This window comes from Arcanobacterium wilhelmae (assembly GCF_029632765.1).
Classification (GTDB): domain Bacteria; phylum Actinomycetota; class Actinomycetes; order Actinomycetales; family Actinomycetaceae; genus Arcanobacterium; species Arcanobacterium wilhelmae.
Genome location: NZ_CP121247.1, coordinates 1541755 through 1568457 on the forward strand (window position 1 = coordinate 1541755; position 26703 = coordinate 1568457).

The following is a 26703-nucleotide window of genomic DNA, read 5'->3' on the forward strand; positions in this document are numbered from 1 at the left end:
CGCACACCATCTTATCCGTTGCACTCCCAGTGCCTCACCTGGTCACGCACATCCCCGCGCAGCCGGCATGCCATCAATGTCTCACCAGCTCACCCCACACGCACATTCATCGCCCATGCATACAGCGGGGCGGGGAGCACTTGAAAGTGCTCCCCGCCCCGAGGTTATACCCAGCGGCATTCACACATGTGTGAGGATCAGCCCTTGACGGAGCCGCCCATCGACTCCTGGTAGAAGCGCTGCATCAGGATGAACAGGATTGCGATCGGGATCGACACCAGCACAGCGCCGGCAGCGAATCGAGCGTACCAATCCTGGATGTATTCCTTCTGAAGCATCTGCCACAGACCGAGAGCAACCGTGTAGTTGGTCTGGGTACGGGCGATCACGCGCGCCATGACGAAGTCCAGCCACGGGCCCAGGAAGCTCACGATCGCCTGGTAGACGATCATCGGCTTCGCGATCGGGATGATGATCTTGAAGAACACCTGCGTACGAGTACAACCATCGAGGAGGGCCGCCTCATCGAGCGAGGTGGGGATCGTGTCCATGTAGCCCTTCATCACGTAGAAGCCGGCGCCTGCGCCCGCGGAGTAGACCACGATCAGCGCGAGAACCGTGAGGCCGTCAGAGGTCAGGCCCACTGCCTTGAGGATGAAGTAGATCGCCGACACGGCCATGATGCCCGGGAACATGCCCAGGATCAGCACAATGTTCATGAACGTGCGGCGCAGGCGGAAGCGAAGACGGCTCATCACGTAGGCGACGGACAGAACGAAGAACACGGAGATCACGCACACGAAGATCGAGATGATCAGCGTGTTCATGAACATGCGCGGGAAGTTCAGCACGTCGGTTTCCGTGAGCAAACCGGTGTAGTTCGCCAGCGAGTAGCTCGTGGGGAAGAACGTGGCGTTGTACGGTGCCGGGTTAGCGTTGAAGGACTCTGCCACCACCCACACGATCGGGAAGAGCCAGATCACGGCCATCACGGCGAGGAAGATATGCACCGCAATATCGGTGATCATCCGCTTGCGGCGGTAGCCGCCCTTCGGAGCCTTTGCTACCTTCACATCGGTAGCGGGAGCCTTTTCTTGAAGATGAGTAGCCATCAGCGGAACGCCTCCTCGTTCTTGTAGGAACCCGAGTTACGGTAGGTGATCAGCGAGACCACAGCCAGCACGACGAACGTGAGGATACCAATCACGGCGCCGAGGCTGTAATCGTTCTTGTCCACCGTGAGCTTGTACAACCAGGTAATCAGAAGGTCCGTCTTACCTGCGGAATCGCCGATCGGTACCGGAGCGCCACCAGAGAGCAGGTAAATCACGTTGAAGTTGTTCACGTTGCCCGTGAACGTGGTGATCAGGTACGGGGTGAGAACGAAGATGATGTAGGGCATCGTGATCTTCGTGAAGATCTGCCACGAGTTTGCACCATCGAGCTTCGCAGCCTCGTACTGATCCTCCGGGATGTTCTGGAGAATACCGGTGATCTGCATGATGGTGTACGGGATACCAACCCACAGGTTCACCACGATCACGGTGACTCGCGCCCATGTGGCGTCCGTGAAGAACGGCAATGCGTGATCGATCCAGCCCCAATCGAGGAGAAGTCGGTTGATCGCGCCTTGCGGCTGCAACATCGTGTTCATCACGAGGAGGGAAACGAACTGCGGCACTGCGATCGACATGGAGAACGCTGCACGCCAGAAGCCCTTACCGCGGGTGGTCTTGCGATTGATGAGCATTGCCATGAACAGGCCGGCGAAGAAGTTGAGGAACGTTGCGAAGAACGCCCACACCAAGGTCCAGGCAAGAACCGATAGGAAGATCCGCAGGTTCACATCGCCGCCAGCGTTAGAGAACACTGCGCCGAAGGTATCCAGACCAACCCAATCAAAGAGCACCAGGTGCTTGTGATCGTAGTTGGTGAACGCCATCGAGATCATGAAGATCAACGGGAGCACCGTGAAGGTCAAGATTCCGAGGGTTGGGAGGAACATCAGTAGCTGATGCGCCTTCGTATCCAGAAGGGTACGGAAATCATCCATCGCGCTCATCGAGCGCCCATACTTCTTCTGATCAACTTCGGCCTTGTAGGCGCTGGAAACCGAAACCGTCCACAGGTATGCGAACAGCAAGCACAGCACCACGGTGGCCACACCGTAGAGCAGGATCAGCACCGACGAATCACCATCGGTGTACTCCCAATAACCATCCACCAGCACGCGCTTCTGCTCAGAATCGCCCAGGCCCGGCAGTGCAGCCAGGTAGGAGAAACCGCTCGTGATCATGTAGGTAATGAAAAGGACTTCCAGTGCAAGAAGCCCAATGCCCTTCACGTACTGCTTGTGGACAAGATTTCCGAGGCCGAAAACAACGGCCGAAAGTTTCGTGTAGATGCTCCCCTCGCGCAACGCCTTTGAGACGCGATATGGAGACGGACCCACGTAGTCCTTACCGAGCTTCTTGCGAAGCTTCATTTCACGTTTTGAGACCGGGGGCTGAACCTCCGGAACAATATCCTTAGTTTCAGGCGCTACATCTAACATGCTCGCCTACCTTCCCTTACTTGGGCCGCTGGGTCGAATGTTTTTCGCGGGTGCAGGCCACATCCTCCGTGGAGAATGTGGCCTGCACTCACTGATTTATCACACGAGTGATTTCAGGCCGTCACTTGGTGACCTTGGCCATCTGCTCCACGAACGGACCGACCTTCTCAGCCGCGTTGGCCGGGGTCACTTCCTTGTTCACGAGGCCAGCTCCAAGGGCACCTGCCGGCTCCCACCAGCCACCCATGGCGGCGATGGTCGGCTGGAGGATCGAAGCGTTAGCGATCGTATCCACCTGAGCCTTGGCTGCGAGATCGTCATCCTTGATGTCGCCAGCGAGCGACTTATCGGTGGGGACGATTCCACGCATCTCGTAGTGAGCCTTCTGAGCATCCTTCGAACCGAGGAACGCCGCGAACTGCGAAGCAGCCTTGACGTCCTTCGTCTTCGGGTTGTAGGCGATCGCCTTCGAACCAGCGAACGCATCCATCTGGTAGTCGGTGCCGTCAACCTTGATCATCGGAGGAACAGCTGCAGCGTAGTTCTCGCCGAGGGCTTCCTTCACGTTGGCAGCATCCCAGGTACCCGAGAACACCACGTCAACATTGCCGGCCTTGAGAGCGCCGAGGCCCGAGCCGTCCTTGTCGTTGACGAAGTTCGGGTTAGCAACGACGCCTGCGAGGTAAGCGGTGACCTTGCCAGCCTTGGCCGGATCGAGCTTGATGCCCTCTTCTGCCTTGGTGCCATCGCCAAAGAACTTCAGATCAGCAGCCTTCGAGTAGAAGGACTGGATGTACCATGCGTTGTCGAGCGGGAAGGAAACCTTTGCCTTCTCCAGCATGGTATCGAACGACTTCACATCGTCAGCAGTGAGCTTGGCCTTGTTGTAGTACATGAACCAGGTGTTACCGGTGAACGGAACGCCGTAGAGCTTGCCATCGGTGCCGGTGACCGACTTGACCATGACCTCGTCGTTCTGATCGGTGACCTGCTTGGCCTCGTTCGCGCCGAGCTCGCCGATGGCGCCGGCGTCAATCAGAGTACCGAGCTGATCGTTGGCGAACATGTAGACGTCTGCAGCAGCAGCCGGATCCTGCTGGACCGTCTTGCCTGCGTCAGCCTCGGAGACGACGTCGTTCTTCCAGGTGATCTTGTACTCCGGGTGAGCCTTCTCGAAGGCGGCCTGCTGAGCTGCGAGCCATTCCTTATCTTCCTGAGGCGACCACACCTTGAGGGTGACTGCCTTGGTCTCACCGGACTTCGCTGCGCCACCCTTGTCAGTGGAGCCGCCACAAGCCGCGAGGGTTAGAGCCAACGAGAGAGCGCCAACCGTTCCAGCGGCCTTCTTCCAAGTGATCGTCATCAATCTTCCTTTCTTCGTGGACCCGCCGCGCCCCTCAACGCCGAGGGAGATTTCGCTTATGGGCTGATGTTTGACGATTGTTTCTGCGTGCCGGCATCTATGACGTTCCACACGCTTGCCTCTAGTGTAACTGCCTGCAACGATCCGTTCAACACTGCAACGCGTTGCAAAATCGCAACGATTTTGCCCCGCCGAAAGTCCCACCGATTTTTCTCCCGAAATCCCGCGCTTTCCCCTAAAACCGCCCCCGACGTCGGACAAATTTTTCCCGAAAATTTTGCCGCAAACATCCCAAAAGTTTCCACCTGAACGCACCTGCACCAACACGAACACACACTCTTTGGAGCCGAGCCCACCCCGACCAACGTCGAACGCCACGACCCAGCCGTCGGGCACGTATCCTTGACCCCGTACGCAAACCCAACGGAGGAAAAATGGCGCAAAACTACCCCACCCCCGCCTGGATGGACACAGCCGTGTTCTACGAGGTCTACCCGCAGTCGTTCCAAGACTCGAATGGCGACGGGATCGGCGATCTGCCCGGCCTCATCTCGCGCCTGGACTACATCCGCTCCCTCGGAGCGAACGCGCTGTGGATCAACCCCTGCTTCGATTCCCCCTTTAAAGACGCCGGTTACGACGTGCGCGACTACCGCAAAGTCGCGCCGCGCTACGGAACGAACGACGATCTCATTGCCCTGTTCGACGCCGCCCACGCCCGCGGAATGCACGTGATCCTCGATCTCGTGCCCGGCCACACCTCCGAAGAACACGAGTGGTTCACTGCCTCCAAGCGCCCCGAGCGAGGCGAGTTTTCCGACCGTTACATCTGGACGAGCACCTGGCTCGACAACGCCGACGGGCTCCCTTTCATTGCAGGTGAAGCCGAACGCGAGGCCACCTACATCCTCAACTTCTTCAAGTCCCAGCCCGCACTCAACTATGGCTTCGCGCACCCGAAACTGCCGTGGCAGAAGCCAGCGCTGGGCGAAGAGGCCCGCGCGACGGCGGACGCGATGGTCGAGATCATGCGATTTTGGCTCTCGCGCGGAGCGGACGGCTTCCGCGTCGACATGGCCGATTCGCTGGTCAAACACGACGACGAAGGCAAGCCGGCAACGATCCAAACATGGAACTACATGTTCGACCAGATCCGCCCCGAGTTCCCGAACGCCGCGTGGGTGTCCGAGTGGGGCCGCCCGGCACAATCGATGGCGGCCGGTTTCGACGCCGATTTCTACCTCGACTGGCGCTGGGGCGGAAACCCGAACGGCTACAACATGCTGCTGCGAAACACGGACGATTCGGCTGTTCGCGGGGTGGATTGGAGCTACTTCAACGCTGATTCTGGCGCGGACATCACGGGATTCCTCGGCGAATACCTGCCCTCGCTCGCCGCAGTGCAGGCTGTGGGCGGCAGCTTCTCGTTGATCACCTGCAACCACGACACGCTCCGGCTCGCCCCGCGCCTGACCGAGCGCGAGCGGGCCCTCGCTTTCGGTTTCCTCCTCACGATGCCGGGTGCGCCCTTTATCTACTACGGCGACGAGATCGGAATGCGCTACCGCCGGCTTCCCACGAAGGAAGGCGGATACTCGCGCACCGGCTCGCGCACCCCGATGCAGTGGGATTCGTCGCCGCAGGCGGGCTTCACCACCTCGAGCGAGCCGTACCTGCCGGTGGATCCCGACGCCAGTGCCCCCACCGTCGTCTCCGAGATGGCCCGCCCCGATTCGCTGTGGAACCAGCTCGCCACCCTCCTGAAGTTGCGCGCCGAAACGCCCGCGTTCACCACGACGTCCGCGTTCGACGTCGTGCTCGCCGAGCGTGGGAACACCCTGTTCGCGTTTACTCGCGGGGAAGACGAGGGACGCCGCCTCGTCGTCGTGAACCCCGGGCGCGAGCCGCACGACGTCGGTGCGCACGGAACAACGCAGGTTGAGTACGCGATCGGTTCCGTTTCGCTCGACGGCGACCGCGTGGTTGTCGGTCCGCAATCTTTTGCAGTGCTCGCGTAATTTTTGCCAGGCGGGCGCCGGGCGGTTCGCCGTTCGGCGCCCGTTTTCGCGCTTTGGGGTAAGAAAATTTTCTCTCATGCGATGTGGAAATTTGCATGCCCAACGCGCTACCCTAATGAGAGTTGGTGGCGCCAGTGCGCCCACATCTTTCGCAGCGACAAAGGAGTTGCCACAATGTCACGTCGTATCCGTCTGTCGGATCTCGCGCAGCAGGCGGGAGTATCCACCGCAACTGTTTCGCGCGTGATCAACGGAAAAGATACCGTCGCCCCCGAGACCCGCCAGGCTGTCCTCGAGGCACTGGACCTACTCGGCTACGAGCGCCCGGAGAAACTCCGCGAGCGCACAGGCGGCCTGATCGGCCTGATCGTTCCCGAGCTGACGAACCCAATCTTCCCCAAATTCGTCCAGGCGCTTTCCGGTGCGATGACGCTCGCGGGATATACTCCCCTGCTTGGCACTCAAAACGCTGGCGGTGCCACCGAAGATTCACTCACGGCCGCGATCCTCACGCACGGCGTTTCGGGTCTCGTGTTCGTCTCCGGCCTACATGCCGATTCCACGGCGAGCCTGGAGCGTTACGAAACGCTTCTTGAGCGCGGTATCCCATTCGTCACGATTAACGGCGCGAACCCGGCGCTCGATGTGCCCGATTTCTCCACCGACGACGCCGACGCCGTCACCCAAGCCGTGCGTCACCTTGCGCGCCTGGGGCATACGAAAATTGGCTACGCGTCAGGCCCGCTACGTTTTATCCCATCTGCCGCGAAGCTTGAGGCTTTCACGCAGGTCATGGCGGAGGTCGCGCCCGGTGAGCCGGTACGAGCCGCACATACGTTGTTTACCGTGGAGGGTGGCCACTCCGCCGCGAAGGCCCTGATCGAGGGCGGCGCTACAGCGATCGTGTGCGCATCGGACATCATGGCTCTCGGCGTGATCGATTACTGCGCTGGTGCAGGGTTGTCGATCCCAGGCGATGTTTCAGTGATCGGTTTCGACGATTCGACAATGATGCCGCTGGTGAGGCCCGCGCTCACCACAATCCGCCAACCCGTGCAGGCGATCGCCGACGCCGCCGTCGCCACCCTTGTCGGCCGTATCGGCCACCCCGAAACCCCCATGTTCTCCGCAACATTCAAACCGGAGCTAGTGGTCCGCGAAACCACCGCCCCGCCGTCGGCGAAATAACCCACAGGAAGGTAAACGACCGTGCAGATTCTTCACCGTGCAAACGAAACACACGAGTGGTGGCGGGAGGCGGTGATCTACCAGATCTATCCGCGGTCTTTCGCCTCCTCGGGCGGGCCGATCGGCGATCTTGGCGGGATCACCTCGCGCCTGGGGTATATCAAGCAGCTCGGCGCGGACGCAATCTGGCTTTCACCGTTCTACCGTTCCCCGCAGAAGGACGCCGGCTACGATGTGGCCGACTACCGCAGTGTGGATCCGATGTTCGGCGATAACCACGCTGCCGAAGCCATGATCGAAAAAGCCCACCTGCTGGATTTGAAGGTGATCGTGGATCTCGTACCGAATCACACTTCCGACCAGCACGCCTGGTTCCAAGCTGCGCTCGCCGGCGGAAAGGACGCCCCCGAGCGCGCCCACTACTGGTTCCGCGACGGCAAGGGCGAGGGAGGGAATGAGCCGCCGAACGACTGGCTTTCCGTATTCGGCGGACCCGCGTGGACGCGCGTGAAGGACCGCGCCGACGCGCCCGGCTCCCCGTGGGAAAACGACGATTCGTGGTACCTGCACCTGTTCGATTCTTCCCAGCCGGATCTGAACTGGACCGATCCGGCCGTGCACGAAGAATTCAACTCGATTCTGCGCTACTGGCTCGATCGCGGCGCCGACGGCTTCCGCGTGGACGTCGCTCACGGGCTTGCGAAGGATCCTGAGCTTCCCGATTGGCAGTACCACTGGGATATGGTCTCCGGCGGTAGCGAGGTGCCCGAGAACGTGCCGGCTCCCCCACAGTGGAACCGGCCCGAAGTTCACGAGATTTACCGCGAGTGGCGCGGGGTGCTCAACGACTACGGCCAGCCGGCCCTCGTCGCCGAGGCGTGGCTTGGCGACCCGAAAGACATGAAGCTCTATGTCCGTCGCGACGAGATGAGCCAGGCGTTCAACTTCGACTTCCTGATCTCTCCGTTTGAGGAGGCTGCCTACCGCAAGGTGATCGCCGAGTCGCTGGCGGAGATGGACGCCGTGGGCGCACCTACCACGTGGGTGCTGTCCAACCACGACGTCGTTCGTGCGGCTTCCCGCTTCGGCCTGAGCACAATGGGCAAGGGACCGAACGGGATCCGTGCGTGGGAGGAGCAGCCGGATGCCGCACTCGGCGCTCGCCGTGCGCTGGCCGCGCACGCGCTCCAGGCCGCACTCCCAGGCTCGCTGTACATCTACCAGGGCGAGGAACTCTCCCTGCCCGAGCACACCAGCCTTCCCGACGAGGTGCGCCAGGATCCCACGTTCTTCCGCACGAACGGGGCCGAGGCCGGCCGTGACGGTTGCCGTGTGCCGCTCCCCTGGCTCGCGGAGCACCCGAGCTTCGGGTTCTCACCCGACGGTTCCTCCTGGCTCCCGCAGCCACACGAGTGGACAGAGCTCGCAATGGACCGTCAGGCCCTCGATCCGAACTCGTCGCTGAACTTCTTCAAGAAGATGTACCAGCTACGCAAGGTGGTGGGGCTGGGTTCGGCCGAGCTCCTCGAGGCCGACGGGCCCGGGTTGCATTACGTCTCTCGCGCGCAGGGCCGCGATCCGCTCCACATTGTCACCGCTTTCGATGAGCCAGTGGAGCTTCCGGCAGGCGCCCGCGTGGTGCTCGCCTCGAGCGAGGTCACGCAGGCTGGAGGCGAGAAGGCCGAGGGATACGTGCCCGCGAACTCCACCGTGTGGTATGTGGTGGACCGCCAGGGGCTGTAACTGAGGTTGCCTCGCAGGATAATCCTGGAGCGCTCAAACACGTTGCACACATGAGGTGGCGGCTGGAAGAACACCTTCCAGCCGCCACCTCATTTCGCGTTGTCTTAGAACAATGCGGCAGCAAGAGCCTTGCGCGCTGCAGCCACAATCTCCGACTGCTGGCCCAATAGATCAAAGAACTCCAGGATTCGGGTGCGCACGCGCTCGCGATCCTCGCCGCTCGTGGCCTTCACGGCCTCGATCAGACGGCCGAGCGCAATATCTGGCCGGGAGGCAAACTCAATATCCGCCCCCGTGAGCTGCGTTTCGACGTCGTCCATCGGCGCTGCCGCGATCTTTTCCATCATCGCCTGAGCCTGCGCCGGATCCACCATCTGCGGCATACCGGCCATGCGATCGAGGTAATTCACCTGAGCGAGCGCTGACTGTGCCTCATGATCCTTGGGATCCTGCGCAAGCGCTTTCTCGTAGGCTGCGCGGGCGGCCGCGTAATCGCCCTTCTTCATTGCCTCTAGGCCCTCCTTGTGGAGCGGAGGAACCTCGGGCTCCTTCACCTCAGCGTTCGGATCGAGCACGCCGTTAATGCCGTATTGTGCGGCGGAGGCGATGATCTTGTCGATCTGCGGACGCAGATCCGCTTCGCCCGGCAAGCCCTGAACGATCGGCACGGGGTTACCCTGAAGCAACACCGCGAGCGCCGGAACGCCGTTGACTCCAAACACGCCAGCCACCTGCGGGTGCGCATCCACATCCGCCACCGCCAACTGAATCCGCCCAGCCTTGGCCGCTACCATTGGGCGCACCATCTCAAGCAACTTCGCCGAGTTATCCGACCGTGGCGACGTAAACGCCACCAGCACCGGCACCTTCATTGAGGTGTTGACGGCCGTCTGCAATGACTCCTCGGTGAGAGCCACCTCCAGCTTGCCAGGAACAGCCTCCCCTGCCGCAGTGGCCGGCTCCGGCTCGTTCTTTGCCTTCAGCGTGGACAGATCGAATGCGCCAGCCATTACTTGGTCACTTTCATATCGACGATCGACGGCGCGGAAGCGCCAATCACCTGAACTTTGCCCTTCGGAGGCAGGTAGAACGCCACCTGGCTCGAGTACGTGGTGGCCATCGACTTGCCGATCTCGAAGCTCGGCTTCGCCGGATCCTGGTTCACCCAGCCCGCGAGCTCACCGCCCACCGTGAACGTGGCATCGACCTTCGTCTTTTCAAGAGTAGTGGTGTTACGAATCTCGCCCACAACGAGCGCACCGCCGTCTTCCATCGACACAACCTGCACGGGGGAATCTCCGGGCGCATATGTAGCGCTCGCCTTTCCAAGATCCTTGATCGAGTTCGACAGTGCCTTGAGCTGCTCGTCGGTCTTCAGGTAGAGCTGGTCGTCTGCCGCGAAGGCAATATTGCCAGCCTTGCGATCCTGAAGATACTTCGCGTATGCGGCGACGACGTCGGCGGGCTTGTAGGCGAGGGTGGAATCCTTGCCCAGGTAGCCGTCTTTCGTCGAATCCGCTGAAACGAGAGCACCAATATTCACGCCAGGGAAGAGCTCGACGTCGGCGACCAGCGTGATCGGCTCGCGGGCCGAGGGCGCACTCCACACCGACAGCGTGAAGAGCTTCTCCTGGTCGGTTGGCGCAGTGATCTGCATAATCGAGCGCGGGAAGAGACGGCCCGAATACACGGGGACCGACTTCGGGTCAAGCACAATCGGATCGAGCGTGTACTTGTCTCCCATTCCCTTCTTCAGACGGTACTCACCCACTCGCTGTGCGCGAAGCGGATTAGCGATCGCGGTGGCATCAGCCATGGACCCCGCCTTGTCTGCGTTCGCCAGCTCTTTCGCCGTGGCAGAGACAGTATCAGCGAAGGCTTTCGTCTCCATCAGCGGGGCGGCAGAATTCACGGGCTTGGGTTGCGGGAGCGAACCCGTCGACGTGCCAGAGCACGCACCGAGCGCCATCACGAACGCCACACCCAGTGCCGGTAGTGCCTTACGCATCGTTCTCCCCCTTGCCGCGAATGCTCCAACGGCTTCGCCAGTCTCGTCCTTGCCGGGCATTGCCCTCGTGTTCTTCGGCCTGTATGGCGTCTGTCTCGACGCGCTCCCCTGCGCCCTCGGAAGCAGTTTCTGACGCAGGAGCCAACTGCGCGTCAGCAGTGTCTGTGCCCTCGAGATCGATATGCGCATCCTCCGGTTCACTGTGGCCGATGTCGGAAGGTTGCTCCTGCGTCACAGCTTCGGCAGTGGGCGCTTCAACATCCTCCTTGGGTGGGAACAATGAGGGAACCTCACGGCCCCGGAACTGCTCGGCACGCTCCGATGACGGGACGATACCCGCACCCAATGTGTGCCCCGAGGCAGCCGCGACCGTGGCTCGGTTCTGCCCCTCATACAGCGACGTCCGCGCGACGCCGGTGAGCCCGACAGTCGGCTCGGGCGCGACCTCGTCGATCACGAGGCGATCCTCATCGGAGAGCGGACGGTTACGCAACGCCATCGAACGCGAAGTACCCGGAACCACAGCCGCGCCAAACGCGCGATCCGTGTGCGTACGCTGAACTGGACGATCTTCGGCCGTCAGATCCCCGTCATAGGTAGCAAGCGGCGTGGTGCTCACACGTGTCGCAGCGCGCTTAGCGCGACGCTCACGCATGTCGCGCTCCTGCCAATCCTGCAGGAGCAGGAACAGCCCCACGAGCATCAGAAGGACGCCAATGGCGATCGTTGACCATGGCGAAGTCTTGATCAGCGAATGATCCCACGTCAGCGTCAGTTGCGGAGCCTTCGCGCTGGTCGTCGTCGCGATCAGCACCTGCTGGCCGCCCTCGGGAGCCGTGAAATCGAACTCGACCCGATCCTTGCCGGAGCCGGACTTGACCCACCACGGGGAGGAAAGCGCAAACTTCTTCTCAGCGCCAAGCTTCGCATCGGCATCGACTTGGGCCTTCTCACCCTTGATCGGCTCAACCTTCGCCTTGTCCCAGCTACTCAACCCCACCAGGCGCGAACCGGAAGATGTGCCGATCCATGCCTCGACGTCGGTAGCCGAACCTAGCGCCCACTGGATCTGTTCGCCGTTGGCATCCAACTGGACGTGCGCATCTGGCGCGACGAGCTCCAGCACGCCGGGAGCCGTGGCAACCACAGCGCCCGACGACGGTACAACGGCTTTCACTGAGAGGGTATCTTGCGCGAAAAGCGCACGAACACCCACAGTGATCGCCAAAATTGCGCCCACCAGGGCGAGCGCAATGCCCGCATAACGTTTCATGTGCATCCTTAAATCTCGAGGGGCAAGGCAATACCAAAATTAATTATAACGATTTGACAACAATATCGGTTCGCGCCGTGAAATTCGCCTGAATGTGAGTGACATGACCCCCTGATCCGTGGGGTAAGATGTGGTGTAACTTTCAGGAGGTCGAAAATCGTGGCCGAAGAGCACACCACATTCCCCGTCGTCATGCGCGGCTATGATCGCGCCCAAGTTGATGAGCGCATCACGAAACTCGAAATGAGGCTCGAACAAACCCTGCGCCAGGTCGAATCACTCGACTCGCAAATCCTCTCGCTTTCTGGCGAGCTGTCGCAGGCCCGCGAGCAGCTCAAGGAATCTGAGCGCCCCTCCTACTCTGGCCTCGGCCAGCGCGTTGAGCGTCTCTTGAAATCAACGGAAGAGCAGGCGCTCGACGTTATGACACGTGCCCGAGCCGAAGCGAAAGCCCTCGTGGACGGCGCGAAGGCACAGTCGGCGTCGCTTTCGGAGGCCGCCTCCCATGAAAGCCAGTCCATCCTCTCCGCGGCACGCACGGAAGCCGCCAACGTGACATCCAACGCTGAATCCGAGGCGTCGGCGCTCACTGAAATGTCCACTCGTACCGCGGAGGAACTCGTGGTCTCTGCCGAACGTGAAGCCGCCCGCCTGCGCACCAACTCGCAGGCCGAGGCAACATCGCTCATCTCCAACGCGAAGCATGAAGCCGCAACACTGAAGGCCAGCGCCGAGGAAGAGGCCACCGCGCTGCGTACCGCCGCCCAGCAGGAGGCCACGGCCCTTCGCTCCGAGACCGAAACCGAGATCGCCTCCATGCGTTCCTCCGCCGAATCCGAGATCGCGAAGCTACGCGCAGCAGCCGATTCCGAGATCGCTTCCATGCGCTCCGAAGCGGAGAACGAAGTCGCACAGCTCCGCGCAACTGCCAGCTCCGACGTCGCGCAAGTGCGAGCCGACGCCGAACGCGAAGTCACTGCGCTTCGCAAGTCCGCCGCACAAGAGCTCGCTGCTGAAGATTCTCAGCTTCGCGCCAAGACAAAAGAAATGGTCGATTCCGCCGAAGCCGCAGCAGCCGACGCCGAATCGCGCCTCATCGCCGCCACCCAACGCGCCGATTCGCTGACCGAATCCTCCAACAAAGAAGCGAGCGAACTCCTCGAAAAGGCACGCCTCGAAGCCGCGTCCATCGTCGACGGTGCACGCAAAGAGGCAGCACGCATCCGTGAATCCGCAAAATCCGACGCCGATCGCACCAAGTCCGATGCTGATGCCCACATCGCCTCCCTCGTCGAGCAAAAGAACTCGCTCACCTCATACCTGGAAGACATGCGCGCCATGCTCACCGGTTCCACCACATCGCTCGCCGTCTCGGAAGTCGTCAGCGCCGCCGAGGAACACGCAAGCGAAAACTAAATACGCCGCCACAGTACGTGGCCACAAAACGGCGGGGGTTCGCGAACCCCCGCCGTTTTTTTCGATTCATCACTGGCCGATCACAGTTCGACTGCTAGCCCAGTCCTCGCGTGCCAACGCTCAGTACCCGCCACATCACCCTATGCCGCTCACCAGCGGCCGCGGCCCCCTCGAGCCTTCCAGCACGACGTATGCCAATGCCTGCGCGCCTCCTGGCCAGCACGCACACCCATCAGGTGTTCTTCCGTCCACGCCACCTCGTGTGCCTCACCGGGCATGATCCGCCCGCCACATCCTGGGCAGATGTACTCCTTCGCAGCAGCCTTAATGTGGTGCACCTTGTACTCGAGGCCATCGCGGATCTCGTAATGCGTGTAGCCCATCAGCGCATCCGTGTTCAGCGGATGGAACTCGCGATCGTACTTCTTCGAGCGTCGCATCAGAACAGCCGATCCTCGGCGTCGTCCAAGCCGCGCAGTGCATCGTAATCCACCACCACGCACTCGATACCGCGATCCTCCGCCAGCACGCGCGCCTGCGGCTTAATCTCCTGAGCTGCGAAAATACCACGCAACGGCTGGAGAGTCGAATCACGGCCAAGAAGATCAAGGTAGCGGGTGAGCTGCTCGACGCCGTCGATCTCGCCGCGGCGCTTCACCTCAACCGCGATATGCACTCCCTCGGCGTCGGTCAACATCAGATCCACCGGGCCGATCGCCGTCGGGTATTCGCGCCGCACCAACGTCAAATCTGCCCCCAGAGCGCTAGTTTGCGCCGCGAGGAGCTCCTGGAGGTGAGCCTCCACACCGTCCTTGATCAGGCCCGGCTCCTCCCCCAGCTCCTCCTCATAGTCCAACGACTTGTCATAGAAGGAGATCACGAGAGCATCGGACGTTTTGTCGTGATCCACTCGCCACACCGACTTAATCCCCGCGGCCACCTGCTCTTCATCTGGCTCAAGCACGCGGGTGGTACACGGAGCGCTCATCCAGTTCAACGGCTTGTACGAGCCGCCATCCGAATGGATCATCACACCGCCGTCGGGCTTGACGATCAGCAGTCGCTTGGCACGATCCAAATGGGCGTCGAGCCGCCCCGAATAATCCACCGAACACTCAGCAATCACAACACGCATAATTCCTCCAAGCACTCCACACTACCAGGCACGCGCCACGCCTTCCCATGAACCACAACACCCTTCTCCCACCGGCACGCCACGGCTCCGCTCCCACCACACACGATCGCCGCGGAAATGAACGGAGGGCGGGAGCTCCCGCTCCCGCCCTCCGTCCATTCACTGTCCGGCAAATATTTACCAGTCGGTGGGTTCCTCAACCGGCGGCGCCGCATCCATCCAGGAAACGATCGCCGCAACAGCCACCGGCGTGGATGCCATGTACCAGGAACCGCTCGGCGTATTGAGCTTCACAACCTGCAGATCCGAGGTGGTTTCCTGGTGAACCTCAAGATCGATGTCCGTACGCTTCCACGTGCGCGACGGCGAAAACTTCAGCGACCTCGACGGGTACCAGTCGATCTGGAAACGCTCAAACACGGCAACACCGCGGTGCCACCGCTCGTGGCCGCTCGCGCGCACCACCGCCTGAAAGGATCCACGCCGGGAGAGTACGCGCCGCAGACGCCACACATACGCTCCCAGAACGCCGATCCCCACAAGGAGGACGGCGATGATCACCACGTACCCGAGATAGCCCATCTCAGAGCTCCGTCGGATCGACGGTTTCGCCGCGGCGGCCGTCGACCACCACGAGGACTTTGTCGTGATCCACCGTCACGAAGCCACGGGCCGTCTCGATCTCGCCGGTACCCTGCGCGTCCTTATAGCGGACCGTGCCTGGCACGAGTACGGCCAGCACCGGGGTGTGGCCGGCGAGGATGGTCATATCACCTTCATACGAGGGCAACGTGACCGAGGAAACCTCTCCCGCGTACAGTTCGCCGGTTCGGGCAACAACCTGAAGCTGCATCAGCTCTCCGCCTGAATCTTCTTGTAGGCCTTCTCAATATCCTCGATACCGCCGATGTTGAAGAACGCCTGCTCCGGAATATGATCGTATTCGCCGTCGACGATGCGGCGGAACGCTTCCACCGTCTCGTCGATCGGCACGGTGGAGCCTTCCACGCCCGTGAACTTCACAGCGGTGTACGTGTTCTGCGATAGGTACTGCTGGATACGGCGGGCGCGTGCCACGGTCACCTTGTCCTCTTCCGAGAGCTCGTCCACACCAAGAATCGAGATGATGTCCTGGAGTTCCTTGTTCTTCTGGAGGATCGCCTTGACCGAGGTGGCGACGTCGTAGTGCGCCTGGCCCACGTACTGCGGGTCGAGGATTCGCGACGACGACGCCAGCGGATCCACAGCCGGGTACAGGCCGCGCGAGGCGATCTCACGCGAAAGCTCGGTGGTGGCGTCCAGGTGGGCGAACGTGGTGGCCGGAGCCGGATCGGTGTAATCGTCCGCAGGCACGTAGATCGCCTGGAGCGACGTGATCGAGTGGCCACGAGTGGAGGTAATACGCTCCTGGAGCGCACCCATCTCGTCTGCCAGGGTGGGCTGGTAGCCCACAGCCGACGGCATACGGCCAAGCAGAGTAGACACCTCAGAGCCAGCTTGGGTGAAGCGGAAGATGTTGTCGATGAACAGGAGCACGTCCTGGTTCTGCACATCGCGGAAGTACTCAGCCATCGTCAGGCCCGAGAGCGCAATACGAAGGCGCACCCCCGGCGGCTCGTCCATCTGGCCGAAGACCAGGGCCGTCTTGTCCAGGACGCCGGCGTCTTCCATCTCGTGGATCAGATCGTTGCCCTCACGGGTACGCTCGCCCACGCCCGCGAACACGGACACGCCGCCGTGATCCTGAGCGACTCGCTGAATCATCTCCTGGATCAGGACCGTCTTGCCCACACCAGCGCCACCGAACAGGCCGATCTTTCCACCCTGAACGTACGGGGTAAGAAGATCGATCACCTTGATGCCGGTTTGGAACATCTTGGTTTCCGGCTCGAGCTGATCGAAGTGCGGCGCCTTGCGGTGGATCGGCCAGCGCTCGGAAACCTCGAACTGCTCGCCATCCTTAAGGTTGAGCGGCTCACCGACCACGTTGAACACGTGGCCCTTCGTAATATCGCCCACGGGCACCGAGATCGGTGCGCCCGTGTCTGTCACGGTGGCGCCACGCACCAGGCCGTCGGTTGGCTTCATCGCGATCGTACGCACCACGGAATCACCGAGGTGTTGCGCGACCTCGAGGGTCATCGTGTACGACGCCTCCCCCTCACCCTGCGACTCGAGGTTCACCTCGGTGGTAAGGGCGTTGTTGATCTCCGGGAGCGCGTCCGGCGGGAACTCGACGTCGACGACGGCGCCGACCACCGAGACGATCCGTCCAGTGGAAACTTCCTTTTCGGTCATTTTCTTTCCTTACTCTTCAGGCCGGCTTTAGCCGTTTTTCAGGCTGTCCGCGCCTGAGATGATTTCGGTGATTTCGGTGGTGATCTCGCTCTGTCGAGCGTTGTTCGCCAACCTCGTGTAGTTGCGGATGAGATCCTGCGCGTTCTCCGTTGCCGAGTGCATTGCCTGCTGACGGCTGGAGAGCTCGGAGGCCGCAGCCAGAAGCAGGACGGAGTGGACACGCTGGTTCACGTACATCGGCAGGAGCGCCTCGAAGACTTCCTCGGCGCTCGGCTCGTACTCGTAGAGAGCCTCAGGCTGGTGCTCGCTCTCCTCCGAATCCACGATAGCGAGGGGCAACATGCGGCGAATTTCCACCGACTGCTTCACCATCGATTCGAAGCGTGTGAACACCACGTGAACCTCAGCAACGCCGCCCTCATGAGTATCAGCGAGGAAACGCATTTGCAGCTCCTCGGCGATCTCAGCCGACGTATCGGCGCTCGGCTTGTCCGATTCGCCCTCCCACGACTTCTCGATCTCCACACCGCGGAAACGGAAGTAGCTCTCGCCTCGGCGCCCGAAGACGTAGAGGATCGGCTCCTTGCCGTCCTCACGTAGATCGTCAATCAGCTTCTCCGTTGCACGAAGAACGTTCGACGAGTAAGCGCCAGCCATGCCACGATCCGAGGTAACAACGAGGATCGCTACGCGCTTCGTATCGTGGCGCTCGTTGAGCATCGGGTGGTTATCTCGGGCATGCGCAGAGACGAGTTCGATCGATTCGGTGAGCGCACGCGTGTACGGATCCTGAGCGAGGGCACGGTTCTTGGCCTTACCAATGCGTGAAGCTGCAATCAGCTCCATCGCGCGGAAGACCTTTTCGAGCGTGCCTGTTGCTCGGATCTTCTGTTTGTAAACTCGCTGTGCTCCGGACAAGGTCAGCCTCGCTTACCGCGCACAAGCTGCTCTTGCGACTTGGTTGCCTCCACCAGCTCGGCCGATTCCTCGGCCGCGTTGGTGTAGAGGAATTCCTTCTGGTAAGCCTCGACGCCACCGCGCAGCGCGTCCTCAACCTCTTCGAGCTTCGCGCCTGAGGCGAGATCGGAGAGCACCGAGGTGTTCGCGCGCAGGTACTCGAGCAGGCCGTGCTCGAACTTATGCACGAGATCCACCGGGATCTGATCGAGGTAGCCGTTGGTGCCAGCCCACACGCTCGCCACCTGATCCTCAACCGCGTACGGCGTGTACTGCGGCTGCTTGAGGAGCTCCATGAGGCGCTCACCGCGGGTGAGCTGCTGGCGGGTAGCGGCATCAAGATCGGAGGCGAACATAGCGAACGCAGCCTGGGCACGATACTGAGCCAGGGTGATCTTGAGGGTACCGGCCACCTTCTTCATGGCCTTGATCTGGGCATCGCCACCAACGCGCGACACCGAAATACCGACGTCCACAGCCGGACGCTGGTTGGAGTTGAACAGATCCGACTGGAGGAAGATCTGGCCATCGGTAATCGAAATAACGTTGGTCGGAATGTAGGCCGAGACGTCGTTTGCCTTCGTTTCGATGATCGGCAGGCCCGTCATCGAGCCGCCACCGAGCTCGTCCGAGAGCTTCGCGCAACGTTCGAGGAGGCGCGAGTGCAGGTAGAAGACGTCGCCCGGGTAGGCCTCGCGCCCCGGCGGGCGGCGCAGCAGCAGCGACACGCTTCGGTAGGCCTCAGCCTGCTTGGACAGATCGTCGAACACGATGAGAACGTGCTTGCCGGCGTACATCCAGTGCTGGCCGATTGCCGAGCCGGTGTACGGGGCGAGGTACTTGAAGCCTGCAGAATCCGACGCCGGAGCGGCGACGATCGTGGTGTAGGCAAGAGCGCCGTTCTTCTCCAGGGTGGAACGCACCTCGGCGATCGTGGAGCCCTTCTGGCCGATCGCAACGTAGATGCATCGCACTTGCTTGTTCGGATCGCCGCTCTCCCAGTTCGCCTTCTGATTGAGGATCGTATCCACAGCGAGGGCCGTCTTGCCCGTCTTACGATCGCCAATGATCAGCTGGCGCTGGCCGCGGCCGATCGGGATCATGGCGTCGATTGCTTTGATGCCCGTCTGGAGCGGCTCGTGCACCGACTTACGCATCATCACGCCGGGAGCCTGGAGCTCCAGCGCGCGGCGACCCTCGACGCCGGTGATCTCACCGAGGCCGTCGATCGGGGCACCAAGCGGATCCACCACGCGACCGAGGTAGCCCTCGCCCACGGGCACGGAGAGAACTTCGCCGGTGCGGTGCACTTCCATGCCTTCCGCGATGCCGGAGAAATCACCAAGAACCACAACGCCGATTTCGCGCTCTTCCAAGTTCATTGCCAGGCCAAGCGTGCCGTCTTCAAACTTGAGCAGCTCGTTCGCCATCGCGCCCGGCAGGCCCTCAACGTGGGCGATACCATCGGCGGTCTCGGTGACGTGGCCAACTTCGTCGCTGGCCACCTTCGCCGGCTCGTAGGAGCTGACGAAGTTATCCAGGGCTGCCCGGATCTCGTCTGGCCGGATAGTCAGTTCAGCCATTCCTCTTCCTTCACTACTGCGGTTACCCGCGTTGTCACTTTGTCATTTCAGTTCGCACGTGGTTCAGACGCGTGGCAAGGGTGCCATCGATTACGTCGTCGCCGATCATGATTCGAAGCCCGCCAACAATGGTGGGATCGATGGAGGTGTGGAGACGAACCTCGGTTTCGTACATGCGGCCGAGGATCTGCGCCAGGCGCGCCTCTTGCTCCGCGCTCAGCGGGATCACCGACACCACAGAGGCCACCTGCTGGTTGGCGCGTGCCGCGGCGGCATCCACGAAATCGCGCACCGAGGCCGTGAGCGGACGATGCGCTGTGCGGGTTACTGCTTCCGCGACCAGGGCCTGCGTGTAGAGGTTGCCTGATCCGAGCACGGAATGTGCCAGCTGAGCACGCGATTCCACATCGTAGGCACGATCGGAAAGCGTGACACGCAACTGGCGTTGTGAATGAAGCATCCGGGAGAACTGGTAGAGCTGTTCCTCGGTTTCGTGCAACACGCCCTCGCGAGCGGCCCCAACCAGAAGCGTATCCACGCCGATCGCATCGAGAGCCTCGGCGAGATCACCGAGCTCCGACCACGCATCGCGAACCAGGCCCTGCACGAGCTCAGACACTTCCTCCGAGACCTTCCCACCCAGCACCTCACGCGCCAAAGTGGCACGCGCATCGGCGCTACGTGTGAGCTCTTGGAGTGAAGCGTTCAGCGAGGCAGAGCCGCGGAGCAGATCGGCGATAGCGAAAATCTCATCGGCGAACTTCGCCTCGCCTGAAGCGCGCTCAGCGAGCAGGGCTTCCCAGCGGTCGAGACCACGGGCGAGGGACTTTTCACTGGTGATACGCATCAGGATTCCTTCACGCCAACCTTGGCGGTAGCCGAGGCTTCAAGCTCATCGAGGAAGCGGTCGATGACGCGGGAAGCAAGCGCCTGATCGGTGATCGCCTCCCCCACGATACGGCCGGCAAGCTCGGTGGCAACAGCGCCGACGTCGGAGCGCAAGGCGCGCGACGCGGTTTCCGTATCGGCTGCGATACGGCGCTGGTTCGCATCGAGGATCGATGCGGCCTCATCCTTCGCCTTGTTCTGGGCATCCGCCACGATCGTGCGAGCGTTCTCTGTAGCACGCTCGCGGATCTCGGCGGCTTCGCGGTGGGCCTCGGACAGCTGGCCTTCGAGCACCTTACGCTCGTCAGCAATCTCAGCACGTGCGCGATCGGCAGCCTCAAGGCCACGTTCGATCTTCGCTGCGCGCTCCTCGAGCATGTCCGAAAACGCTGGCCAGCCAAACTTGTACACAGCGACCGCCACAATGATGAAAGCGATCGTGCCCCAGAGGAGATCTGGGAGAGCCGGCAACAGCGGATTTGGTTTATCCCCCGCGGCGAGAATAACCGTGGACAGCATCAGAGAATGAAGCCTGCCACGAGACCGAGGAGGCCGAGAGCCTCGGTAAACGAAATCGCGATAATCATGTTGGTACGCAGGAGGCCGGCAATCTCAGGCTGGCGAGCCGTGGCTTCCTGGTTCTTCGCACCAATCAAGCCCACGCCGATGCCCGGGCCGATAGCTGCGAGACCGTAACCGATGGTGGCGATGGATCCAGTCATTATTTCTTATCCTTTTCTCTTGGTCTCAGTGTTCTGAGACGGACAGGGAGATGTACACGGCAGTCAGAATCGCGAAGATGTAGGCCTGCAGTGCAGCGATGAACATCTCGAAGACAACATAGATGATGCCGCCGAGAAGAGTGAGAGGGGCAATGGCGTAGCCGATGCCGCCCATGGTGAAGAACAGGTAGTGGGTGCCAACGAAGCACAGTGCGAGCACGAAGTGGCCGGCGATCATGTTGGCAAGAAGACGCACGGTGAGCGTGATCGGGCGGATGATAAAGGTAGAAACCAGCTCGATCGGCACGATGATCAGGTACAGCGGCTTCGGGAGCCCGTGCGGCGCAACCTGTTCCAGGAAGTACTTGGGACCACGGGCCTTCAGACCAGCGGCGATAAACGCCACATACGCAACAAGCGCGTATATAAGCGGCATACCCACGAGCGAGGTTCCGGCAATCTGAAGGCCAGGGATCACGCCCGTAATATTCATGAAGAAAATGCCGAGGAAGATCGTGAGCAGGAGCGGCTGATACTTGCGGCCCTCCTCACCGAGGATCGAATCGCCAACGTTGACTTTCGCGAAATCCATCAGCCCCTCGAGCGCGGCCTGCCCCTTGGACGGAACAAGCTTGGCGCGCTTGGCGTACAACACCATCACGAGCATCAGCACGAGGGCTGCGATCAGACGGATTGCAAGGATACGGTTGAGCTCAAACGGGGTGCCGGCAAAAAGAAGCGGGGCGGGCTTGAACTCGTGATCAAAAGTAGGCGGCTCAAATTCCCCTGCCAAGATCGGCAACGCGGCGAGGCTCAACACGTTAATCACGAATCATTCTCCAACTGCTCACGGGTGGACGCAGGGCGGCTGTGCCCTATTCCCCGCTAACTCTACCCGAGTTGGAAGGCGAACGCGATTCGTTTATCCAACAGTCGCAAAGATATTTCGCTCAGGATTTCGCCGCCGCAACGCCAGTTAGTGGACAAACGGCGCGGGGCGGGAGGTGAGAATCACGACGTCGGAAATGAGGCTCGCGATCAGGATAAGCGCGAACACTACCGCTCCCCACGCTGCTGGCGCCGTCGCTAACCAGAGCACACCGAGCGCGACGATGCGGCTCGCGTACGCGCCCAGCGCGCCCGCCGTCGACGCCGGCCCAGCCAGCCCCCAAACCCCGCGGCTCGCGAACTCCGCGAGTGCGAAAAAGGCCCCTCCGAGTGCAACTTGCGCACCGGCGTCGGGAGAAAAGAAAATGCTGATCACGCCACCAACTGCAGCCGCGAACACGCTCAGCGCCAGGCGCACCGACAAAACCCGACTTTCGAAACTCTCGACGGCGTGCGGGCGCCGCGCGAGGCCACCAGTGTCAGCCACCAGCAACCACATTCTCGTGGCGGACGATCGCACCTCGCCCAAAGCCGTTACGTGTCAGCCACACGCCAGCCGCAACCGCGAGCACAATCGGGATCGCCACCCACAACCGGTTAATAATCACGATCGCAACGCCGGAGAAGGAGACGATCGCCGTCCAGCCATAGAGCACGAGAACCGCCCACGTGTGTGAATGGCCGCGGCGGAGCAGACGGTGATGAAGGTGCCCGGAATCGGCAGAGAACGGGGAACGGCCTTGGCGAAGTCGGCGGAACACCGCCCACACAAGATCGATAATCGGGATGATCAACACCATCGCCGGCAGAAGAATGGGCATGTAGGCCGGGATCGCCTGCGGGGTCGAAACGTTCGCAGGGTCAATCTGTCCGGTCACAAGGATCGACGCGCCCGCAATGATCGCACCCAGCATCAGCGCACCCGAATCCCCCATGAAAATCTTCGCGGGATGAAAATTGTGCGGAAGGAAACCAATGCAAATACCCACAAGGGCAGCAACGGCAGCGGTCGCCACGGACGTGTAATCGCCCGGGCTCACCTCGCGCGTGAGGTAATACGTGTAGATAAAGAACGACAGCGCAGCGATCCCCACCACGCCCGCTGCGAGCCCGTCTAGCCCGTCCACGAAATTCACCGCGTTCGCCACGATCAACACCACGATAATCGTGGTGAAAATCGTCAGCCGCACGCTCCCCACCGTCAGCCCAAAGAACGGTAACGTGACCAGCTGAACTCCCCACCAGGCCATCACCGCGGCCGCAATGATTTCGCCCGCGAGCTTCGCATACCAGCTCAGCTCCCACACGTCGTCGATCACACCCACCAGACACATCACGCCCGCGCCGACGACGATCCCCCAAATTCCCGAGCTCGCGGAGAGCACCGGGCGCAGGTACGGGATCTGCGTGCCGATCATGATCGTGGCAACGAAACCGAGATACATCGCCACTCCGCCGAGACGGGCGACAGGTACTTTGTGGACGTCGCGGGCGCGGATTTGGGTCATCGCGCCAGTTGCGAGCGCGATGCGCAACACGATCGGTACCAGCAGGTACGTGATCGCGGCGGCCAGAAGCAGGATCAAGAGATAGACCCTCACGCGAGCTCCAAACCGGACACACGTTCGAGATCCGCTGAGGCGATTGCACCCGCGCGGATGAGTTCCATTTCGGTATCCGAGTTGAAGCGGACGATTGAGGAGGGAACTCCACCACCTCCACGGCCAGCGTCGAGATAAACGGCCACCGCATCACCAAGCTGCGCACGGGCCTCCTCAACAGTGTTCGCGGGCGGCTGGCCGGTGATATTTGCGCTGGTGACGGCGAGCGGCCCGACGGCGGTGAGTAGCTCGAGCGCCATCGGATGGTTCGGCATGCGAAGCGCCACAGTTCCGTTGGTTTCGCCTAGATCCCAGCCGATTGTGGGCTTTGCGGGGAGAATAATCGTCAGCGCGCCGGGCCAGAAGGCTTCGGCCAGCTTGTGGGCAGCTTCCGGGACGGACTCCACCAGCGACTGCGCCTGCTCGATCGATGCCACGAGTACCGGCGGCGGCTTCTGACGTGTGCGCGATTTCGCTTCGAGAAGTGCGGTGACAGCGTCGGCACTGAAGGCGTTCGCGCCCACGCCGTACACGGTGTCGGTGGGCAGGCAGATCACTTTGCCCGCCGCAATCGCAGCCTTCGTAGGCTCAAGCCACTCGTCGTGTGCCGTGTAAACGCTCATTTTTCCTTCTTCACTGCATAGAGAAAACGATCACGCCCCGTGAGGTCTTGGCGGGTTTCGGCGTCGAAACCTGCCTCCCGCGCGGCACCAGCCAGCGCCACCGACTGTTCTGAAGCATGTTCCATCACGAGGATACCGCCATTGCCCAGCAGTCCGCTCGCTTCCTCGATCAGTGCCAGCGGAAATTCCAGGCCGTCAACTCCCCCACCCCACAACGCCATCGCGGGATCCGCCGCGGCTTCCGGGGCAAGCTTATGGGGGGCAGGTACATAGGGCGGGTTCGAAATCACAAGGTCGAACGGGCCGTCCGCGAGCGACGGCGCGAGAAGCTCGCGGGCCGAGAGAGCATCGCCCTGGAGCAACTGCACACGGTTGCCATAGCACATGTTGTTTCGGCTCGCGCTAGCAAACGCATCCGAGCTTTTTTCAACAGCCCATACCGCCGACGTCGCCAGCTCAGTTGCGAGCGAAATCGCGATCGCTCCGGAACCGGTACACAAATCGACGATCCGTGGGGCTGGAAGCCCGGCGACGGCGTCGAGCCCTGCTTGCACCACCATCTCGGTTTCCGGACGCACGACGAACACCCCCGGGCGCGATTCGAGCTCGAGGTAGCGGAACCACATTTTCCCCAGCACATGCTGGAGCGGTTCGCGCCTTGCCCGACGGGCAACCATCTTCTCGAAACGCTCGCGCTGGTCCTCGTTCGGCTCCTCAGCGCCGATCAACCGGAAATCCCGGCCGGCAGCCTCCTCGGCGATCAGCCGCGCATCCGGGCCAGCTGGTACACCGGCGTCGGCGAGCATGTGCTGCGCGGCGCGGACCAGGCTATCCCAGCTCATTCGCCACCTTCCGCAGCGTTCTCCAGGCGTTCGAGCTCGTCGGCCTCCCGGAGCGAGGTGATCACGTCATCCAACGAACCGTTCAGCACCTGGTCCAGGTTGTAGGCCTTGAAGCCCGTACGATGATCCGAGATGCGGTTCTCGGGAAAGTTGTAGGTGCGGATACGCTCGGAGCGGTCCACCGTTCGCACCTGGCTACGGCGCAAATCCGCTTCCTTCGCCGCCTGCTCTTCCATCTGCTGCTGACGCAGACGCGCAAGCAGGATACGCATCGCCGCCTCACGGTTCTTGATCTGGGATTTCTCATCCTGCATGGACACAGTGATCCCCGTAGGAAGGTGGGTGATACGCACGGCGGAATCCGTGGTGTTCACGCTCTGGCCGCCCGGGCCTGAAGAACGGTAGACGTCGATACGCAACTCGTTCGGGTCGAGCTGGACCTCCTCCGGCTCGTCTACTTCGGCGAATACCAGCACGCCCGCGGCCGACGTGTGAATTCGGCCCTGCGATTCCGTCACCGGCACGCGCTGGACGCGGTGCACGCCCGCCTCGAACTTGAGGTGCGCCCACACGCCGTCGGCAGGATCCTCCGGCACCGACTTCGCCTTCACCGCCATCTGGACGTCCTTGTAGCCGCCCATGTCGGTCAAAGTGGAGGAAAGAATCTGTGTGGACCAGCCCATATGCTCTGCGTAACGCTGGTACATGCGAAGCAGATCGCCAGCGAACAGGGCGGATTCCTCGCCACCTTCACCGGCCTTGACCTCGATGATCACGTCGCGCGAATCGTCCGGATCGCGCGGGATCAGGGCGTCGCGAAGATCGTCCGCGCTCTCGGCGAGCTCCTTTTCCAGGCGCGGTAGCTCCGCAGCGAACATTTCGCCATCCTCCCCGCCCAGCTCCACGATTTCCTTGGTGTCCGCTAGATCGGCCTTCGCCTTCTCCCAACGATGGAAGCGCTTGACGACGCGGCCGAGCTCCGAATACCGGCGCGAAAGCTTGCGGAGCTTGTCCGGGTTCGCCAGAACTTCCGGCGAGGCCATCTGCGCCTCGATCTCCTTGTATTCGGCGACCATCAGGTCCGCTGCGGGAAACTCGCTCATGTTGTCCTTTTCCGCGGGGCTCGCCCGCTCACTCACTTCCGACGTCGGTGCCCAGCTTTTTTGGACAGCGTTCGGTTTTCTCCAGACTCAAGACTACCGCGTCTAGTTACCTGCGCGGCGGGCACAAAAATCGAGGCGCCGGAAAACCGACGCCTCGACGAAGAAAAATCTCACTTCTTGCGCTTGCCGTAGCGAGCCTCGAAGCGTGCCACACGGCCGCCGGTATCGAGGATCTTCTGCTTGCCCGTGTAGAACGGGTGGCATTCGGAGCACACGTCGATGCGAAGCTCATCGCGATCGAGAGTGGAACGCGTGGTGAAGGTGGCGCCACAGGTGCAGCTCACCGTGATGTCATGATATTCGGGGTGGATACCCTGCTTCATGTTTTCTCCTTGGGGATCGTTAGTGCCCTGGGTCCATACCGCCGCCCCGATATCCGATCGAGGTTGGGCAAAAATGGCATGGTGAACCAGAAGCCGATACCCCAATTTAAGCACGTG

At 61.6% G+C, this 26703-nt stretch carries 27 protein-coding genes; 4 read left to right on the top strand and 23 right to left on the bottom strand.

The genetic code is table 11. From position 1 onward, the window contains the following. Positions 1-197: 197 nt before the first annotated feature. The 3 genes from P8A24_RS06840 to P8A24_RS06850 form a co-directional block, all read right to left on the bottom strand. Positions 198-1112, bottom strand: a complete 915-nt coding sequence (locus tag P8A24_RS06840; RefSeq protein WP_278057863.1) for a sugar ABC transporter permease — start codon at positions 1110-1112, stop codon at positions 198-200. Further along, positions 1112-2554 carry a carbohydrate ABC transporter permease gene (locus P8A24_RS06845; protein ID WP_278057864.1) on the bottom strand — a complete coding sequence of 481 codons (1443 nt, stop codon included), beginning with the start codon at positions 2552-2554 and terminating at the stop codon, positions 1112-1114. The genes P8A24_RS06840 and P8A24_RS06845 overlap by 1 nt, the downstream gene beginning before the upstream one ends. A 121-nt stretch (positions 2555-2675) precedes the next feature. After that, positions 2676-3917 (bottom strand): extracellular solute-binding protein, encoded by a 1242-nt coding sequence (locus tag P8A24_RS06850; protein WP_278057865.1) that lies wholly within the window; start codon positions 3915-3917, stop codon positions 2676-2678. 434 nt (positions 3918-4351) lie between these two features. Here P8A24_RS06850 and P8A24_RS06855 point away from each other — a divergent pair, with 434 nt between their 5' ends. From P8A24_RS06855 to P8A24_RS06865, 3 genes are all read left to right on the top strand, one after another. Further along, positions 4352-5935, top strand: a complete 1584-nt coding sequence (locus P8A24_RS06855) for an alpha-amylase family glycosyl hydrolase (RefSeq protein WP_278057866.1) — start codon at positions 4352-4354, stop codon at positions 5933-5935. Positions 5936-6109: 174 nt separating this feature from the next. Continuing rightward, positions 6110-7123, top strand: a complete 1014-nt coding sequence (locus tag P8A24_RS06860; protein WP_278057867.1) for a LacI family DNA-binding transcriptional regulator — start codon at positions 6110-6112, stop codon at positions 7121-7123. A gap of 21 nt (positions 7124-7144) precedes the next feature. After that, entirely contained in the window at positions 7145-8866 is a 1722-nt protein-coding gene (locus tag P8A24_RS06865; RefSeq protein ID WP_278057868.1) for a glycoside hydrolase family 13 protein, read from the top strand. 104 nt (positions 8867-8970) lie between these two features. Here P8A24_RS06865 and P8A24_RS06870 read toward each other — a convergent pair whose 3' ends face one another. Genes P8A24_RS06870 through P8A24_RS06880 form a run of 3 tightly spaced genes read right to left on the bottom strand, consistent with a single transcriptional unit; the run spans position 8971 to position 12147 of the window. Then, positions 8971-9876: a tetratricopeptide repeat protein gene (locus P8A24_RS06870; RefSeq protein ID WP_278057869.1), complete on the bottom strand. Its 906-nt coding sequence runs from the start codon at positions 9874-9876 to the stop codon at positions 8971-8973. Continuing rightward, on the bottom strand, positions 9876-10874 hold the full coding sequence (locus P8A24_RS06875) for a DUF8094 domain-containing protein (protein ID WP_278057870.1): 999 nt from the start codon (positions 10872-10874) through the stop codon (positions 9876-9878). The genes P8A24_RS06870 and P8A24_RS06875 overlap by 1 nt, the downstream gene beginning before the upstream one ends. After that, on the bottom strand, positions 10867-12147 hold the full coding sequence (locus P8A24_RS06880; protein ID WP_278057871.1) for a hypothetical protein: 1281 nt from the start codon (positions 12145-12147) through the stop codon (positions 10867-10869). The genes P8A24_RS06875 and P8A24_RS06880 overlap by 8 nt, the downstream gene beginning before the upstream one ends. Positions 12148-12306: 159 nt before the next feature. On the opposite strand from P8A24_RS06880, the gene P8A24_RS06885 reads away from it, so the two are divergent. Then, entirely contained in the window at positions 12307-13563 is a 1257-nt protein-coding gene (locus P8A24_RS06885) for a DivIVA domain-containing protein (RefSeq protein ID WP_278057872.1), read from the top strand. Positions 13564-13712: 149 nt separating this feature from the next. Here the strand turns inward: P8A24_RS06885 and P8A24_RS06890 are convergent, their stop codons facing one another. The 17 genes from P8A24_RS06890 to rpmE all read right to left on the bottom strand — a co-directional run bounded on the left by P8A24_RS06890 (position 13713) and on the right by rpmE (position 26586). Continuing rightward, positions 13713-14003: an ATP/GTP-binding protein gene (locus tag P8A24_RS06890; RefSeq protein WP_278057873.1), complete on the bottom strand. Its 291-nt coding sequence runs from the start codon at positions 14001-14003 to the stop codon at positions 13713-13715. Further along, entirely contained in the window at positions 14003-14698 is a 696-nt protein-coding gene (gene nucS, locus P8A24_RS06895; RefSeq protein WP_278057874.1) for an endonuclease NucS, read from the bottom strand. The genes P8A24_RS06890 and nucS overlap by 1 nt, the downstream gene beginning before the upstream one ends. A gap of 177 nt (positions 14699-14875) precedes the next feature. Continuing rightward, complete coding sequence (locus P8A24_RS06900) at positions 14876-15280, bottom strand: DUF2550 family protein (RefSeq protein ID WP_278057875.1); 405 nt, start codon at positions 15278-15280, stop codon at positions 14876-14878. Position 15281: 1 nt separating this feature from the next. Further along, the gene (locus P8A24_RS06905) at positions 15282-15551 is read right to left on the bottom strand and encodes a F0F1 ATP synthase subunit delta/epsilon (protein WP_278057876.1); all 270 of its coding nucleotides are present in this window, start codon (positions 15549-15551) and stop codon (positions 15282-15284) included. Next, on the bottom strand, positions 15551-16996 hold the full coding sequence (gene atpD / locus P8A24_RS06910; protein WP_278057877.1) for a F0F1 ATP synthase subunit beta: 1446 nt from the start codon (positions 16994-16996) through the stop codon (positions 15551-15553). Before atpD ends, P8A24_RS06905 begins: the two co-directional genes overlap by 1 nt. A gap of 27 nt (positions 16997-17023) precedes the next feature. Then, on the bottom strand, positions 17024-17914 hold the full coding sequence (locus P8A24_RS06915; RefSeq protein WP_278057878.1) for a F0F1 ATP synthase subunit gamma: 891 nt from the start codon (positions 17912-17914) through the stop codon (positions 17024-17026). Positions 17915-17916: 2 nt separating this feature from the next. Beyond that, the gene (gene atpA, locus P8A24_RS06920) at positions 17917-19536 is read right to left on the bottom strand and encodes a F0F1 ATP synthase subunit alpha (protein ID WP_278057879.1); all 1620 of its coding nucleotides are present in this window, start codon (positions 19534-19536) and stop codon (positions 17917-17919) included. Positions 19537-19570: 34 nt separating this feature from the next. Beyond that, entirely contained in the window at positions 19571-20383 is an 813-nt protein-coding gene (locus tag P8A24_RS06925; RefSeq protein WP_278057880.1) for a F0F1 ATP synthase subunit delta, read from the bottom strand. Next, on the bottom strand, positions 20383-20943 hold the full coding sequence (locus P8A24_RS06930; protein WP_278057881.1) for a F0F1 ATP synthase subunit B: 561 nt from the start codon (positions 20941-20943) through the stop codon (positions 20383-20385). Before P8A24_RS06930 ends, P8A24_RS06925 begins: the two co-directional genes overlap by 1 nt. After that, positions 20943-21146 (bottom strand): ATP synthase F0 subunit C, encoded by a 204-nt coding sequence (gene atpE, locus P8A24_RS06935; protein WP_278012467.1) that lies wholly within the window; start codon positions 21144-21146, stop codon positions 20943-20945. The genes P8A24_RS06930 and atpE overlap by 1 nt, the downstream gene beginning before the upstream one ends. Positions 21147-21171: 25 nt before the next feature. Next, on the bottom strand, positions 21172-21975 hold the full coding sequence (atpB, locus tag P8A24_RS06940) for a F0F1 ATP synthase subunit A (RefSeq protein WP_307014219.1): 804 nt from the start codon (positions 21973-21975) through the stop codon (positions 21172-21174). 147 nt (positions 21976-22122) lie between these two features. After that, positions 22123-22521 carry a hypothetical protein gene (locus P8A24_RS06945; protein WP_278057882.1) on the bottom strand — a complete coding sequence of 133 codons (399 nt, stop codon included), beginning with the start codon at positions 22519-22521 and terminating at the stop codon, positions 22123-22125. Beyond that, positions 22514-23635, bottom strand: coding sequence for an MraY family glycosyltransferase (locus P8A24_RS06950; protein WP_278057883.1), 1122 nt, complete (start codon positions 23633-23635; stop codon positions 22514-22516). Before P8A24_RS06950 ends, P8A24_RS06945 begins: the two co-directional genes overlap by 8 nt. Beyond that, positions 23632-24258 carry an L-threonylcarbamoyladenylate synthase gene (locus tag P8A24_RS06955; protein WP_278057884.1) on the bottom strand — a complete coding sequence of 209 codons (627 nt, stop codon included), beginning with the start codon at positions 24256-24258 and terminating at the stop codon, positions 23632-23634. Before P8A24_RS06955 ends, P8A24_RS06950 begins: the two co-directional genes overlap by 4 nt. Further along, the gene (gene prmC / locus P8A24_RS06960; protein WP_278057885.1) at positions 24255-25100 is read right to left on the bottom strand and encodes a peptide chain release factor N(5)-glutamine methyltransferase; all 846 of its coding nucleotides are present in this window, start codon (positions 25098-25100) and stop codon (positions 24255-24257) included. The genes P8A24_RS06955 and prmC overlap by 4 nt, the downstream gene beginning before the upstream one ends. Then, positions 25097-26203: a peptide chain release factor 1 gene (gene prfA, locus P8A24_RS06965; RefSeq protein ID WP_278057886.1), complete on the bottom strand. Its 1107-nt coding sequence runs from the start codon at positions 26201-26203 to the stop codon at positions 25097-25099. The genes prmC and prfA overlap by 4 nt, the downstream gene beginning before the upstream one ends. Before the next feature lie 170 nt (positions 26204-26373). Then, positions 26374-26586 (bottom strand): 50S ribosomal protein L31, encoded by a 213-nt coding sequence (gene rpmE / locus P8A24_RS06970; RefSeq protein WP_278057887.1) that lies wholly within the window; start codon positions 26584-26586, stop codon positions 26374-26376. Between the last annotated feature and the right edge of the window lie 117 nt (positions 26587-26703).